Raw genomic sequence first — 15849 nt, 5'->3', positions numbered from 1 at the left:
TTCGACCGTCGAAATCAATGAAATCGCCCGGCCCGTCGCAGTGCCACACAGATGTACAGTGAATAAAAAACTTGCATACGGTATCGCGTACGGATATATATTGCACGTACAATTCACGTAGTTCGCCCGCTAGTACAGGACCTTGTTACGGTCTGTCGCGGGAATTCTCGCACTCTATCGGGGTGCATTACTCCCATTATTTTATCTGGAGGGTAATCAATGAATCGCACAGAATTGGCCGGTAAGGTTGCTGATGCTACCGGGTTGTCCAAGGCACAGGCCGATAGCGCAGTCGCCGCTGCACTCGACGCCATCAAAAGCAGTCTCAGTGACGGCGATTCCGTCACGCTGATCGGCTTCGGCACGTTCAGCGTATCGAAGCGTGCTGCTCGCCAGGGGCGAAATCCCGGTACGGGCGAGTCCATTACGATCGCGGCGAGAAACGTGGCCAAGTTTACGGCGGGCAAGGCTTTAAAAGACGCCATAGGCTAAAGAACGCTCAGCAGGCCAGTCCGGTTATCAAAGCCGGACTGGCCTGCTGTACAGTGATGTAACAAGGCGGGACCGGGCGGGACCGGTTGAACAGCCGGAGTGTATGACGGCATTGGCCGTCCCGGTTCCTGCCAATCTGTCTCCCTGCCTGACGCAGGTTTTCTGAAGCTTTCGTTTTTTTGACCTGTTCTGCACACGTGTTCATATTCTGGTTCAACGGTTTCGCGCGCATACTTCGGAGAAAATGGAGGATCGTCTTGTCTCGTCGTGAAATCATGTTCACTACGCCCGTTTAAGGCATCAGGTATGGATTACATGAAACAGAATTGTCGAAGAGAGTTTCCCAATGGCGGTATGTTGAGTATCTTCTATCATGATAACTAAACTACAGTGTCTGATGGCACCCGCAGTTTCTGCGTTTGCTCTCAAACCGCATATCTAGATTGCAGTCTGACACTGAGTTGAAGTCAGGATGCATTGCTGATAATGTTCTCGGCATAACAAACCCGAATAGATTCTGTCGACGTAAGGAGACTAATATGTCTGAGGAAAGACAAGTTTCCGGGGAGCAACATGATGTGGAGACAAGAAGTGTAAATGAAGATTCGCCAGGAATCGAAACCATGCCTGACATTACTCCGGAGATGATCTCGCCAAATCCTCCCCCAAGCAATGGCGAGAACAGTCAAAGCGATCAATCTGGGTCGGTAAATGTAGAAAGTGACTAGGATGCCCAGCTCCGTTCAGGCGATCTACATATTGATCGTTCTACTGCCAGGTTTCTTTACAGTAACTCTCGTTGAGCTTCTTACAGGAACTAGAGAAAAAGCCCCGCTTCGACTAACTGCCCAAGCCTTGGCATTGAGCTTTGTAGTATATGTCGTCTATTCAATTCTTGCCGAATCTGGTTTCTTATCTGGTCTTCAGATCGCCGTAAAGCCGGCTACATCCGGCGAGAGCCTGACGATGTTCCCTGCAGTGGATATGTGGAGTATAGTGGCACTATCTGGAATATCCGTGGTTATTTCAGTAGTACTGGTCGCTTGCGATAAACAAAGACTGGATGAGGATACTCAGAAAGATCGGACTGACTCGACAATCCCACGACGCTCAGCCATGGGATGGAGCGTTCCGACTACCTCACCATTGGGTTCTGGTCAAACTAGGTAGTGGAGAAAAACTGGTGGGATGGCCTAAAAGAATGAGTAGCCGTGAAACAAAACACAGCCTGTCTCTTCAGGATGCTCATTGGATACGTGATGATGGGACCATTACGAAGATAGGAGCCGATGAGTTTCTCGTAACAGGCGATATTGAGTGGGTGCAATTACTTAAGAGGAAATAAAAAAACCAACGGATTGCAACTGGTTGCATCCGGCCCTCGAGCAGGCTGGGCGTGAACCAATTTCCCTTGACTTGCCGGGGTGCTCACCATACCATGTTGCCGTTGTGTTGGGAGATATCGGGACGGGTATGCCGGGGTGGTGGAATTGGTAGACACAGGAGACTTAAAATCTCCCGGACCTCAATAGTCCGTGCCGGTTCGAGTCCGGCCCTCGGCATTCGGGGTCGCGAGCACACTTTGGAATGCGCGAAATGCAGGGCGCTTAGCTCAGATGGTTAGAGTGCCACGTTGACATCGTGGAGGTCAGTGGTTCGATCCCACTAGCGCCCATTCAATCATACCACACCGCACCCACGCATCCCCTGCCTCGGGTAGAGTCCGGTTCTGCCTTCGTTTCGCTCACGCGCAACACGCCTGGCTTTCCGATCTGACATGAAAATCACGGACATCAGGGCCGTCTATCCGGAATGGAGAAAGAAAGGGACGGGCGCCTGGCAGGAATACTACTGGCAGATCGTGGTCCGGGTCGAGACGGATGCCGGCTTGGTGGGGTACGGATGCGGCGGCGGCGGGGAACCGGGCAAGCTGATCGTCAACGGACACCTGCGCGACGCCCTGGTCGGCAGGCGGATCGGCCATGTGGACGATATCCGCGATATCTGGGACCATCTCTATTTCAAATCCCTGCCTTACGGCCGCAACGGGATCGTGATCATGGCCCTGAGCGGTATCGACCTGGCCCTGTGGGACCTGCTGGGCAAGGCCGAAGACAAGCCGGTGTATGAACTGATCGGGGGGTTGAGGAAGGAAACGGTGCGCGCCTACGCGACGGGGGGCGATCCGGCCCGGGTCCGCGACCTGGGATACACCGCCGTAAAGTGCTCCCACCAGTGGCGGGAAGACGCCGACTACGACACGGCCGCGGCGCTGGCGGCCCGGTGTCGCGGGATGTTCGGCCGGGATGCGCTGCTCATGTTCGACTGCTACATGTCCTGGGACGCCGAAGTCGCCCTGCGGATGCGCGAACTTCTGGGAGAATACGAACCCTACTGGTTCGAGGATCTCATGACTCCCGATCATCTTGACGAGCTGGCCGAACTCCGGCCGCGGCTGGCGCCCGTGCTCCTGGCCGGCGGCGAGCACGACTTCTCGCACCACGCCTTCGGCGCCATTGCCCGCGCCGGGGCCCTGGATCTGTGGCAGCCCGATATCACCTGGTGCGGAGGCATTACCGCGGGCCTGCGCATCCTGGAACTGGCAAGAGCACATGACGTGCCCGTATGCCCTCACCGGGGCGGCGAGATCTGGGGGCTGCACCTGGTCGTCGCAACCGACTGTATGGATCTCGCGGAGACCCATCCCGACCGGTGGAACGACCCGGAGGACATGATCCTGCCGGACGAGCCCGTGGTATCCGGCGGCGTGATCGTACCGCCTGACCGTCCCGGCTTCGGGGTCGCGCTGAAACCGGAGTACGTTTGACTTGGACGCGGCATTGAGACCGGCACGCGGCGCCACGCGGCATTGAAACCGGCGTACGTGTAGATAGCCCACGTATATGTAGATGGCCTGTGTGCCGAAATTGGGTGGCGAACCCGTAAAACTGCATCCGCTCCCGTGGAATCTCAGGAGGCCTTTCGGATTTCCGTATCTTGATGAGACAATAGGACTTGCGGATTTAATCCCCGGCTGTCGCGGGGATTTGACGCCGGATCATGTCCGGCATGTTGATGCATCGGCATGGACCGCGTCCCGTACTGCAGCACGGCGGCGCAAAAGAAAGGAGGAAGTATGATATCTAAACAACGGAGGTGTGACGACTGATCTGATCAGTTGACATTCCTCCAGACGCAAGCCGGGTGCCTTGCCCTGTGCGAGGCGCCCGGTTTTTTTTGTGCTTGCGCCGCATGCCGTGCCGCTGTAATCGTGAAGGAATGAAATGGGAGTCCGGGATCTTATTTAAAAAGCCAGTACCATGTCGCTCTACCGCCTCCTTCGCCCCGTATTCTTCAGCGTGGATCCCGAGTGGATTCATCGCGCCACGCTGTCCGCGGTCGGCGCGGCGGGACGCATTCCGCCCGTTCGCGGTCTGCTCCGGAGCCTGTTCGCCTCGGATGACCCGCGGCTCAGGATGGAAGCGGGAGGACTCGTCTTCCCCAATCCGGTCGGTCTGGCCGCCGGGTTCGACAAGAACGGGGTCGCCATAGAGGGACTCGCGGCGGCCGGATTCGGATTCGTGGAGGTCGGCTCGGTCTCGGCGTATCCGTCGGCCGGCAATCCCGGACGCCCGAGACTGTTCCGGGTGCCGGAGGACGAGGCGATCGTGGTCAACTACGGGGTGCCCAACGACGGCGCGGAAGCGGTGGCCCGGCGGTTCGCATCCGCCGGACCGCCCGGACCGCCCGGACCGTCCAGGCTGCCCGTCCCCCTCGGCATCAACCTGGTCGAAACGAACACCGGGAGGCCGGCGGCCACGGACAAGGTGGTGGAAGAACTGGTCGCGGCGGTGCAACCCTTCCTCGGCCTCGCCGATTACGTGACGCTCAATCTGAACTGCCCCAATACCGCGTCTGGTCGGAGTCCCTTCGACGATCCGGGCACCTTGCGGTCGTTGCTCGCTGGATACGCCCGGTACGACGCCATGCCGCCCACGTTCCTCAAGGTGGTGCCTACGACCGATCCCGGCGCCATTGAAGGGACGCTCGCGGCCATGGATCCATTCCCCTTCGTAAAAGGGATCGTTTTCGGGCTGCCGACGGGAAAACCCTATGCCGGTCTGAAGTCCCCGCAACGCCTGCTCGACGCCATGCCCGGGACGCTCTGCGGACGGCCTGTCCGGGGTCTGATCGACGCGTCAATCCGGGCCTGGTATCCGCGGATGGATCACAGCCGCCACGTGATCGTGGGTACGGGCGGCATATTCAACGCCGAGGACGTCTACGAGAAGATCCGCCTGGGCGCTACTATTGTACAATTGTACACATCGCTGATTTATCATGGTCCGGGTCTGGTAAAGCGCATCAACCGGGGTCTGTGCCGCCTGCTGGCGCGGGATGGCCTGAGCCGGATTTCCGATGCCGTGGGCGTGGACAATCCGCATCCGCGAAACCCGCGTAATCCGCGAAATCCGCAGAGAGCCGTCGATGCCTGACGTTATCTCGTCGCTGGATTCGGTCACCCCCGAACTGCTGACCTCCATATTCCGCCGAAATGGCCTGCTGGGACAGGGACGGATCCTGGACGTTAAGTTCCATCCCAATCCCGCATTCAATTCGGTCGCGGCGCACTTGGAACCGGTGTATTCCGAGGATGCACCGGCGGATGTTCCGGAGCGCTTGTTCATCAAGATCAAGCAGAATCACTGGGGGCGGGATGAAGTCGCGTTCTATCGCCTCGTAACGGGGCAGAAGCCGCCGCCGTCCATGTTGATTCCGCTTATAGACGGCGCGTACGACAAGGAAACGGGTGTTTCGCATTGCCTGATGCTCGACGTCTCCGGGACGCACCATGCCCCCGTCTCTCGCGAGCGCATCCTGGCTGGAGACGGCGTGCCGGAGGAAGAGGAACTGGCCGGTTGCGTGGATGCCCTGGCCGGGCTCCATGCTTACTGGTGGGAGCATTCGGCTCTGAGGGACGGCCCCGTGAGGATCCCGCCGCCGTTCAGGGATGAGGAACGGTATATGACGGAGGTGCGTTGCCAGACCGAGGAATGGAGGCGGTTCAGAAAGACGGCGGGTGGCGAACTGCCACGCGAACTGATCAAGTTGTACGAAAGGCGGATAGAAGCGCTGCCCACGCTGTGGGATCGGTATCTGAAACACAGATTCGACTGCTTCTCACAGTTCACGGCGTGTCACTCGGATTGTTACTTCACCCAGTTCCTCTGTCCCGACGACCCGGAGGTTCATGGCACCTACCTGTCGGATATGGAGGAGGTGTGCGTCTGCCTGGGCGCGGAAGATCTGGTATACCTGATCGCGACGTTCTGGACGCGTGAACAGAGACAGGAAAACGACCGGGAAACACGATGCTTGACGCGATACTACGAGTCGCTGGTGAAGCGCGGTGTTAAAAATTATTCGTGGGATGATCTCTGCGGGGATTACCGCCTGCAGCTTATCTGGCGGGTCGAACTTCCCGTCTGGGATCAGCAGAACGGGAGTACGCGGGACTACTGGCGGCTGAAGATGCAATGCCTGGTCGACGCGTACCGCGACTGGGACTGCGCGACGCTTCTGTAAGAGGCGGCAGGAGCGCTAAAGCAACCTGTAAGGCCGCTACAAGCAACTGGGACTGCGCGGCGCTGTTGTAGCCGGCGCGGCGCTAAGTGCCGCTGCTGTAACCGTCGGTCCTGAGATTGACGGCCCGCCTGCCGACTTCAAAGCGTTCTAAAACGCGCCTTCGGGCGCTAAAACGTGCCTTCGACGCTCAGCGTCGCGCCGCCGGTATCCTCCTTGCGCACCGTGGATGCTTGGATCCGTTCCTGAAGTTTTTCGTAGTAGAGCGCTTCGTCCACCGGTATTTCGACCCAGTCGTCGAGCCAGGCGGACAGCAGCATGGCGTTGGCGAGCTCGACGCCCCGGATGCCTTCCACGCCCGGTGCAATGAGCGGCGTGCCCTCCAGGATCGCACGTATCCAGTCCCTGGTGATGCCCCGGTGCTCTTCGCCCCCGGCCTTGAAGGTAATTGCGCACTTCCAGGTCTCCGGACTTCCGAAACCGCCCTTCCATTCGCGGTTGAAGACGTCCGCCGGGGTCCTGTTGCGCCAGAAGGTGATCCTGCCCTCTTCCATGACCACCTTGCCGTTGTCCCCCGTGATTTCCATGCGGTTGGTCCCCGGGGATTCGCCCGTGGTCGTGATGAATACGCCCGTGGCGCCGTTCTCGTATTCGGCATAGGCCGTCACGTCGTCCTCCACCTCGATATCGTGGTACTTGCCGAAGCCGCAGAACGCCCGGATGCGCACGGGCATGCCGCAGATCCACTGCCAGAGATCGAGGTTGTGGGGACATTGGTTGGCGAGCACGCCGCCGCCTTCGCCGGACCACGTGGCGCGCCAGCCGCCCGAGTCGTAGTAGCTCTGCGCGCGGAACCAGTTCGTGATGATGTAGTTGGTGCGGCGGAGTTCGCCCAGTTCGCCGGACGCCACGAGTTCTTTGAGTTTCTGGTGTTCGCCGAGGGTCCGCTGGTTGAACATGAGACCGAACACCAGCCCGCTCTTTTCGCCCGCCGCGTTCATTTCCCGCACCTGGCGCGTGTATACACCGGCCGGTTTCTCGCAGAGGACGTGAAGCCCCCGGGCAAAGGCCTTGATCGCCAGCGGCGGATGGTCGTAGTGGGGGGTAGCGATGATCACTGCGTCGATCGCCGCTGACTCCAATAGTTCGTCTGCGTCCGCGAAAGTCTCGACACCATCGCCGGCGAGCGACTTCGCGCGCGCCAACTGATCCGGCTTCACGTCGCAGACAGCCTTCAGCACCGCGCCCGGGATCTCGTTCCCGGACAGGTACTCGATATGGTGGCTGCCCATGTTTCCCGTACCGATGATGCCGATGCGAACGGCGTCCATGGATCGCTCCTTCCGGCGCCCCGCCCGCCCGGATGCGTTTACCCGGCGAGGGCGGCCGGCTTGCCGTTTCTCATTACGAAGGGGAAGTGTTCGCCCGCCTGGTTCATAGGCGCCCCGTCCGGCAGGTCGACGAAGGCTTTCATGACGTGCTGGCCGGAGGCGACGAAGCGGGACTCGCCGGTCATGTAGTGCATGGCGATCGCGCGCCTCGGCAGCCCGGACCGGTTGAAGGGCGAACCGTGCCACGTCAGCGAGTGGTGGAACGACACCTCTCCGGCCTTCACCGGCCAGGGCCGGGGTTTCGCGGTTGTCGTCTCTGCGCCGGCGGGCGGCGTGAAGCCCTCGATCCGCCCGAAGTCCTCGGTCTGCTTCAGGTGGGCCTGCGTCCGCAGGAACTCGATCTGGTTGCCCCACCGGTGGCTGCCCGGCGTCATCCACATGCACCCGTTTTCGACCGTCGCGTCGTCCAGTGCGACCCAGGCGGATACCGGCGTCATGGGTCGTATGATGGGCCACAGCGGCGCGTCTTGGTGCCAGCTTGTGACGCCGCCGTAGCCCGGCGGCTTGTACTGGATCTGGTCGTGCCAGACCATCAGTTCGTCCGCCTCCGTGAGCCGGCTGATGGCTTCAACGATGAAGGGATGGTGAATCAGACGTTGGTAGGCGCCGGACACTTCCCAGATGTTCACGATCTGCCAGACGCAGCGCTCCGGTTCCCTTTCGCGGACCATGTTGTGAAACAGCACCGGCCTCGGTCCATCATCGGGAAAGCCTTCCGGACCAGTATCGAGCACTCGTTGCAGTTCGTCGCGCAGTTCCCGGATCCCGTCGTCGTCCAGGACGCGGCCGCCGTTGAGGAACCCGTTGCGATGGAATTCGGCTACCTGTTCACTGGTCAGCATCCCGGCGCCTCCCGTTTCGTCCGCATACGATGCACAGGAACACTACGTGCTGTCGACGCATTTTTGGACTCCTTTGAATCGTGTATGGTCGGGTTAACAATCTACCTCCGTCTATCCCGCTGCCAAAGCCTTTTTTGAAGGAAGCCCCATGTTGACAAAACTGGCTGAAATCCCTATAATACGCATGCTGTCCGGCCCGGCGCGAGCGAGCGACAGACCGGCAAAAGGCAACAAGTTTCACATGGGATAGACATACCAAACGCACTGTATCCGGGCGCAAATCACGGCCCGGGACAGCATGTCACACCGGGAGCAGCCCGCTCCCCTGCCCAGGAGGAAAGGCCAGACGATGTCCGAAGCCCCCACCGCATCCACCGAAACCTTGGAATTCAAGAGCGAGTTGCGGCAGATCCTTCACCTGATCACCCATTCGCTTTACTCCAACAAGGAGATCTTCCTCCGCGAGTTGATCAGCAACGCCAGCGACGCGATCAACAAGATCCGCTTCAATTCCATCAACAACAGCGACCTGGTGGACGGCGACACCGAGTGGAAGATCAAGCTGATCGTCGACAAGGACAAGAACACGCTGACGGTTTCCGACAACGGCACGGGGATGTCTCGCGAAACCATCATCGACCAGTTGGGAACGATTGCGAAGTCCGGCACCAGGGCGTTCCTCGAGACCCTGCAGCAGGCGGACGAAGCCAGCCGCCCCGAGTTGATCGGCCAGTTCGGCGTTGGATTTTACTCCGCCTTCATGGTGGCGGACCGGGTAACGGTGGTTTCTCGTCTGGCCGGCGACCCGGAGGACCAAGGCGTCCGTTGGGTCTCCGCGGGAGAGGGCGAATACACCATCAAGACCGTGGAGAAGGAGGCGCACGGGACCGACGTCACGCTCCATCTCAAGGAGGAAGAGAAGGAGTTCCTGGAGGAATGGCGGCTCCGGCAGGTGGTCAAGGAGTTCTCCGATTTCATCGAGTATCCGGTCGTCATGGACGTGGAACGGCACGAACCCGTAGAGGGGGAGGACGACAAGACGGAGGCGGTGGTCCGGGAAGAGACGCTCAATTCCATGAAGGCCCTCTGGCTGCGATCGAAGGACGAGATAGAAGCAGACGAGTACAACGCCTTCTACCGCCAGATCTCCCACGATTACGGCGATCCGGCCAGGGTGATCCACTACACGGCCGAGGGGCTGACGGAGTTCAAGGTGCTGCTCTTCATCCCGGCGAAGCGGCCCTTCGACATGATGTTCGGCGACCCCAAGGTCGGACCGAGGCTGTACGTGCAGCGGGTTCAGATCATGGAAAACTGCGAGGAGCTGTTGCCGCCCTACCTGCGCTTCATCAAGGGCGTGGTGGACTGCGCCGACCTGCCCCTCAACGTCTCCCGCGAGATCCTGCAGCAGAATCCCATACTCGACCGCATCCGGAAGAACATCGTCAAGCGGATCTTCACCGTACTGGAGGAGATGAAGAAGGACGAGTTCGACAAGTATGTGGATTTCTACAGGGAACTGGGACTGATCCTCAAGGAGGGGATGGCGCAGGACTTCGAGAACCGCGACACCCTGACCTCCCTCGCCGTGTACGAATCCATGAACACCGAGGCCGGGAAGTTCATTTCCATGGATGAATACGTCGACCAGATGCCGCCGGACCAGGAGGAGATCTACTACCTGATCGGCGAGCACCGCGGCATGCTCGAACGAACGCCGTACCTGGAGGTCTTCCGGGACCGTGGCTGGAACGTCCTCTTCATGACGGACCCCATCGACGAGTTCGTCATGTCGTCGGTGACCGAGTACCGCGAGAAGAAGTACAAGGCGGCCGACAAGGGCGACATCACGGCGGACGAATCCGACAAGGCCAGGGCGGAGGACGACGAGAAGACTTTCCAGGCGCTGATCGAAACCCTGAAGGGCAAGATCCCGGAGGTGCAGGATATCCGGCTGTCCACGCGCCTCAAGGACAGCGCCTCCTGCCTGGTGGCCGACGAGGGTGCCATGAGCGCCCACATGGAACGGCTCATGCAGCGCATGGGCGAGGGCGGCGGCCAGGCCTCCAAGCGCATCCTGGAACTCAACGCCGGACATCCCGTGGTCCAGGGCCTGCAGAAGCTCCACGACAGCGACGGCGAAGACGCGCGCGTCGAATCCATCGGCCGCCTGCTGTACGAGCAGGCCGTGGTGGCCGAGGGGTCCAAGCTCGACGATCCCGTGGGCTTCGCGAGCCGGATCAACGACCTGCTCGTCAAGGAACTGATCCGGATTTAGGGCTTTGTCAGATCGCCTCATGGTTATGGCCGTTGGTTAGAGGCGATCATTGCCTTCGATTTGGTTCTGAAGAAAGGAGTTACCGCGGTCCAGCGGTTTTGAAACTTTATACTTACAAGTACTCCAGTGCCATTGTTAAAACGGTCAAGGCCTGGAAAGTGCCATGAGTGGCACGACCGAAGCCTTCGCACGCGTCAAGATCGACGCCCTGCTTAACGATGCGGGCTGGAACCTGACCGATGGTTCAAGTGTCCTGTTCGAATACACGTTGCCAGACGGTTCGCAGGCAGACTACGTGCTTTGCGATCGGCGGGGTCGGCCTATGGCGGCGTTGGAAGCCAAAAGGGCACGTGTAGATCCAGTAGCGGCACAGGATCAGGGGCGTCACTACGCAGAACAACTAGGCGTGCCGTACGTGTTTCTGTCGAACGGCGAGGAAGTGCGTTTCCTAGATCGGGACACGGACGCCCACGCCCGCAGGATCTCGGGGTTTTTCGCTCAGGACGACCTTGAGCGAAGGATCGCCGCTCGCGGGATTCGCCTTGATCTGGCGACGGTGGAAATCGACCGGAAAATCGTAGACCGCGAATACCAGATCGAGTGTATTGGAGCGCTGTCGGAAGAATTCTCGCGGGGCCGTCGCAAACTGTTGGTGGAGATGGCGACAGGAACCGGCAAGACCCGCACGGCGGCGGCCTTCATCAAGCGGCTTTTCGAGGCGGGTATTGCTACGCGCGTCCTGTTCCTGGTCGACCGTATCGCACTGGCCCGGCAGGCCGAGGACGTCTTCACCGATCATTTGCGGGAATATCCCTGCCACGTGCTGCGACCGGGTCGGGGTTTCGATCGTGCGAAACTAATCACTATCGGGACCTTGCAGACCATCATTGCAGAATACAGGACCCTTTCACCGGGATACTTCGATCTCGTCATCACCGACGAATGCCACCGTTCAATCTACGGCAGGTGGAGCGGTGTATTGCGGCATTTCGACGGCATCCAACTCGGCTTAACGGCTACGCCTTGCACGGCAGACGCAGAAGCGTTTCCCGACCTCGAGGACGGACTGTTCGTACGCGACACGCTACGTTTCTTCGAGGTTTCCAAACCTACCTACCGCTACACATTGCAACGAGCTATTCGGGAGAACCATCTCGTGCCCTATCGTGTCTATCGTGCGATGACGGTGAAGACCGCGGCGGAGGACGGGTTTGATGTACGCCGCGACGAGATCGACTGGAGCGCGATGGACGAGCAGACAAGATCGGAGTTCGAAGAGCTTTTCGCGACTGCGGATGAGATCGTTGTTGATCCGCGTGTGCTGGAACGAAAGTTTACCATTCCTGAACGTAATCGCGCCATGGTGCGAGAGTTTCGCGACGTGCTTGAAAAGGGTTTTGTTGGCCACGACGGCATACGACGCCGACCTGCTTGGGGTAAGACCATCGTGTTCGCCGTTACTCGCCGCCACGCCGAGACACTGGCGGAGATGTTCGACGAGTGTTTTGCAGACATGAAACCCCACCCAACCACGCGCTACGCCGACTTTGTAGTTAGTGACATAGGCGGCGGTCCGGCGCCCGACACGAGTTCCATTATCAAACGCTTCAAGGAGGAGGAATTCCCGAAAATACTCGTCAGTGTCAATATGTTGGATACGGGATTCGATTGTCTGGAAGTCGTGAATCTGGTTATGGCGCGGTTTACGCGCAGCACCATCCTCTACCGACAGATGCGGGGGCGAGGCACACGCAAGGCACCGCACATCGGGAAGTCAGACTTTACAATTTTTGATTTCGTAGGGGTCACCGATATCCACGACGAGGACGCGAGCAACGAGGGCGGGTATGCGGGTGAATCTCGAACTTCAAGCCGTAGCGGCGACCACCGCGTACTCCTCACCCTTGACGTGGACGACCACATCGACCCGGAAAGCCGGGAGTGGCTGACTTTGGATGAGACAGGCCAGATCATTCGGACGCCGGCTCACGAGGCGCGTGCCGCAGAGATCGGCGTGCGGTTTGAGTTGTGGAGGGGAAGGCATGAGGAATTTAATGCAGAACAAGCCCGCTGGGCGAGCCTCATCGGCAGTCGGGCGAAGGCCGATGCCATGACAATGGACGCCTTTGGAGGCTGGGATCTAGACGAACATCCGTTTTCCGCTCTCGGCGGGTACGAACAAGCGCGACGTGTATTCGGAGGCGAAAAGTCGCTTGAGCGCCTTATCACGGGCTTCAATGCTGCGGTGTTGAAGCGAGATCGGCCTGACGCTAAGTCCAAGGGCTTTCTCGCTGGGAATTGCTGAAAGTATGCCCATGACCCCAGAACTCCGGCTCGGTATAGATCGCATACGCGACTATCTATTTGGCGGTGGCTATCCGAATCCGGCCCAGAATGCTGAGCAACTCAGCTTTCTGATCTACTTCTACATGTATGAGACTGCAGACGAAGTGCGGGTGCGCACGGCGCAACGACCAGGAGCCGAACCTTACACAAGCAGCTACGAGGGAAAGTGGAACCTGCGTGATCCGCGCAACGGCCGTGAGCCAGGAGTGTCCACGGTGCCGCGTGAGTCGTTGCGATGGTCGTCTTGGGCGAACGTACTAAACGGCGACCGGTTGGTGAATTGGGTGCGTGAGGAAGTCTTTCCATTCCATGCGGAACTTGCTGCGAACGGAGTCACCGACTTCATGGACGGTGCCCGACTGATAATTGACGAGCCGACGGTACTGACCCAGGTAGTAAGTCAGTTGAACGACCTCCGGCTCGATCGTGTAGACGCGGACACCAAGGGCGATCTATTCGAGCACGTATTACGTCAGATCCGCCAGGCTGGCGAACTCGGCCAGTTCCGCACGCCGCGCCATGTCATCCGAGCCTTAATACGATTGGTCGATCCACGCATCGGCGAGACCGTCTACGATCCGGCAGCAGGCACGGCGGGGTTCTTGGTCGGTGCCTGGGATCATATCCGGCTTGCTAATTCCTCCCCGGACGGCATTGAGGAAGTGGATCTTGATGGAAAGACAGTTCGGCGCGGTCTTGGAGATATGCTAAGCCGCGACGCTGTTCACCAGTTGCAGGAGGCGACGTTTTACGGAGCCGATGTGGACCCGCAGATGGTGCGTCTAGCCACGATGAACCTGACGCTCCGTGGTCTGGATCGGGTGCGAATCTTGAGGCGCGACGCACTAACGAGATCACTCGACCGCACCGAGAAGATCGAACTCGGTCTTCCGTCACACGGCTTTGATGTCATCCTCGCGAATCCACCGTTTTCCGGTCGACTCGACCGCGACCGCATCGTCGAGGACGTGAGGGTGGGTCGCACGGCACAGACCGAACTGCTATTCCTACAATACATGCTCTATCACCTGAAAGATGGTGGACGCTGCGGTGTGGTAGTGCCCGAAGGCGTGTTGTTTGGTGCCACAAACGCGCACAGAGAACTGCGGCGCCGAATGATCGAGAACAACGCCGTCGAAGCCGTGCTGTCACTGCCCGGCGGCGTGTTCAGTCCGTATTCGGGTGTGAAGACTTCGTTGCTTGTGTTACGCAAGGGAGGAGCGACTGAACGAGTGATGTTTCTACACGCCGACAACGACGGTTTTAAACTCGACGCGAACCACGACCAGCCTATCGACGATGACGACCTTCCTGGTCTGACTAAAGCGTTCAATGACCAGAAAGCGTGCTGGCGCACGTGGCGAGACCGGGACTATGAGGCAGACTGGACGGAGAAATGGTGGTTTGCGGAAACTGACGCCATCCGAGCCGCCGACTTCAATCTGAGCGCCAACCGCCACCGCCCTCGTAACCGCGCATTGGTCGAGCACCGCGACCCGTTGGAGATTCTAGATGAACTTCGGGACATCGAGACGGAGATTCTTGGGGAAATAGACTCGCTGACCGAGGACGTGAGGAAGGCGGTGACAAAATGAGCACGCCGATAGTCCCACTCGGCCAACTTTGCGAGATGGATCGCCAAGGACTTCAACCTGACAATCCGACAGTTTTTGCCCTCCCATATGTGGGCGTCGAACATGTCGAATCCGAAAGCGGTGATTTCAACTTTAAAAACGATTCACGTATCGGAAGCCAAAGAAGCACTTCGTATCGCTTCGACGAGCGTCACATCCTCTATGCGAAGCTTCGGCCATATCTCAACAAGGTCGCTACTCCAGGTTTTGCAGGCAGGTGTTCGACCGAGTTGGTTCCACTCCTCCCGCGAGATGGAGTTGACCGTGAGTTTGTTGCCTATCTGTTGCGACGAAAAGAAACAGTCAACTTTGTCATGTCATCGGTGACAGGGTCGCGGATGCCTCGGACCGACATGAGGGCACTGATGTCATTACCCGTGCCTCAGCCACCGCTTGACCATCAGCGGAGGATCGTTGGCATTTTAAATCGGGCGGCAAAGATTGAGCGGCTAAGAAAGCGCACGCAGGAACGACTGCGCGAGTTTATACCAGCCCTCTTCGTCAAGATGTTCGGCGACCCCTCCGAAAACCCTATGGGCTGGGATAAACGGCGGCTTGAGGATCTAGTTCGGATACGCGGTGGAAAGCGATTGCCGAAGGGAAGTCGTTATTCCGACAGAAAGACTCCGCACCGATACATCAGAGCTGCGGACATTACAGCAGGTAAAGTTATCGCAGACGACCCAAGGTATATCAGCAAAGACCTACAAACCGGCATCTCTCGTTACATTATTCACTCCACCGATACGCTCATTACAATCGCTGGGAAAATCGGCATAACTGCACCAGCAGAAAGCCATTTAGCCGGCGCAAATCTTACCGAGAACGCAGCCTACCTTACACCTCTTGTGAGCAACACGCTACACAACGTTTTCTTGAGTGCTCAGCTGAACTCAGAATCCGTACAGGATCAAATCCTGATACGGACTGGACGGGTAACGATAGGAAAGCTGGCCTTGCACCGTATCAAGTCTATTTCGGTATTAGTCCCCCCGTTCGATCAACAGCTTCATTTTGCAGAGATGGTGAATGCCGCCCAAGCCGCCGCAGAAATGACATACACAAGTTCAATGGCTGCGTCGACGTTAGGTGAGGCTCTTGTATCTCGGTTGTTGTAGGGCTGTTATGAAACTCGAACGCGCAGACCTTATGCAGTTTGTATACGCCAAGGAATGAAAAGATCGATGTCATTCTGGCAAGAATGGCTGAGACCCGCTTGGCTGAGATGAATTCCCGCCGTATACCGAAGGATCAATTGGAGAATAACGGCCTAAATCCGATCG

At 58.6% G+C, this 15849-nt stretch carries 11 protein-coding genes and 2 tRNA genes; 11 read left to right on the top strand and 2 right to left on the bottom strand.

Annotation, left to right across the window (positions count from 1 at the left end; all coding sequences use genetic code 11):
- Positions 1–219 precede the first annotated feature (219 nt).
- The 7 genes from OXG98_13865 to OXG98_13835 all read left to right on the top strand — a co-directional run bounded on the left by OXG98_13865 (position 220) and on the right by OXG98_13835 (position 6078).
- Positions 220–492: an HU family DNA-binding protein gene (locus tag OXG98_13865; protein MCY3773088.1), complete on the top strand. Its 273-nt coding sequence runs from the start codon at positions 220–222 to the stop codon at positions 490–492.
- A 539-nt stretch (positions 493–1031) separates the two neighbouring features.
- Positions 1032–1220, top strand: coding sequence for a hypothetical protein (locus OXG98_13860; protein ID MCY3773087.1), 189 nt, complete (start codon positions 1032–1034; stop codon positions 1218–1220).
- Positions 1221–1967: 747 nt separating this feature from the next.
- Positions 1968–2054: transfer RNA gene (locus OXG98_13855), tRNA-Leu, on the top strand.
- 39 nt (positions 2055–2093) lie between these two features.
- A tRNA-Val gene (locus OXG98_13850) sits at positions 2094–2167 on the top strand.
- Between the two features lie 102 nt (positions 2168–2269).
- On the top strand, positions 2270–3319 hold the full coding sequence (locus tag OXG98_13845) for a mandelate racemase/muconate lactonizing enzyme family protein (protein ID MCY3773086.1): 1050 nt from the start codon (positions 2270–2272) through the stop codon (positions 3317–3319).
- Between the two features lie 493 nt (positions 3320–3812).
- Positions 3813–4988 (top strand): quinone-dependent dihydroorotate dehydrogenase, encoded by a 1176-nt coding sequence (locus tag OXG98_13840; protein MCY3773085.1) that lies wholly within the window; start codon positions 3813–3815, stop codon positions 4986–4988.
- Positions 4981–6078: a hypothetical protein gene (locus OXG98_13835; protein ID MCY3773084.1), complete on the top strand. Its 1098-nt coding sequence runs from the start codon at positions 4981–4983 to the stop codon at positions 6076–6078. The genes OXG98_13840 and OXG98_13835 overlap by 8 nt, the downstream gene beginning before the upstream one ends.
- Before the next feature lie 167 nt (positions 6079–6245).
- On the opposite strand, the gene OXG98_13830 is transcribed toward OXG98_13835, so the two are convergent.
- The gene (locus OXG98_13830) at positions 6246–7406 is read right to left on the bottom strand and encodes a Gfo/Idh/MocA family oxidoreductase (protein MCY3773083.1); all 1161 of its coding nucleotides are present in this window, start codon (positions 7404–7406) and stop codon (positions 6246–6248) included.
- 38 nt (positions 7407–7444) lie between these two features.
- Positions 7445–8308, bottom strand: a complete 864-nt coding sequence (locus OXG98_13825) for a phytanoyl-CoA dioxygenase family protein (protein MCY3773082.1) — start codon at positions 8306–8308, stop codon at positions 7445–7447.
- Between the two features lie 349 nt (positions 8309–8657).
- Between OXG98_13825 and htpG the strand changes: the two genes are divergently transcribed.
- The 4 genes from htpG to OXG98_13805 all read left to right on the top strand — a co-directional run bounded on the left by htpG (position 8658) and on the right by OXG98_13805 (position 15684).
- A complete protein-coding gene (gene htpG / locus OXG98_13820) occupies positions 8658–10586 on the top strand; it encodes a molecular chaperone HtpG (GenBank protein MCY3773081.1) in 1929 nt (642 codons plus the stop codon).
- Positions 10587–10749: 163 nt separating this feature from the next.
- Positions 10750–12891 carry a DEAD/DEAH box helicase family protein gene (locus OXG98_13815; protein MCY3773080.1) on the top strand — a complete coding sequence of 714 codons (2142 nt, stop codon included), beginning with the start codon at positions 10750–10752 and terminating at the stop codon, positions 12889–12891.
- Between the two features lie 10 nt (positions 12892–12901).
- On the top strand, positions 12902–14527 hold the full coding sequence (locus OXG98_13810; protein ID MCY3773079.1) for an N-6 DNA methylase: 1626 nt from the start codon (positions 12902–12904) through the stop codon (positions 14525–14527).
- Positions 14524–15684, top strand: a complete 1161-nt coding sequence (locus OXG98_13805) for a restriction endonuclease subunit S (GenBank protein ID MCY3773078.1) — start codon at positions 14524–14526, stop codon at positions 15682–15684. Before OXG98_13810 ends, OXG98_13805 begins: the two co-directional genes overlap by 4 nt.
- Positions 15685–15849: the final 165 nt, after the last annotated feature.

It is taken from the genome of Gemmatimonadota bacterium (assembly GCA_026706345.1).
GTDB lineage: Bacteria > JAAXHH01 > JAAXHH01 > JAAXHH01 > JAAXHH01 > JAAXHH01.
The sequence above is the reverse complement of the archived record's forward strand: the minus strand, read 5'-3'. Positions and strand labels throughout refer to the sequence as shown.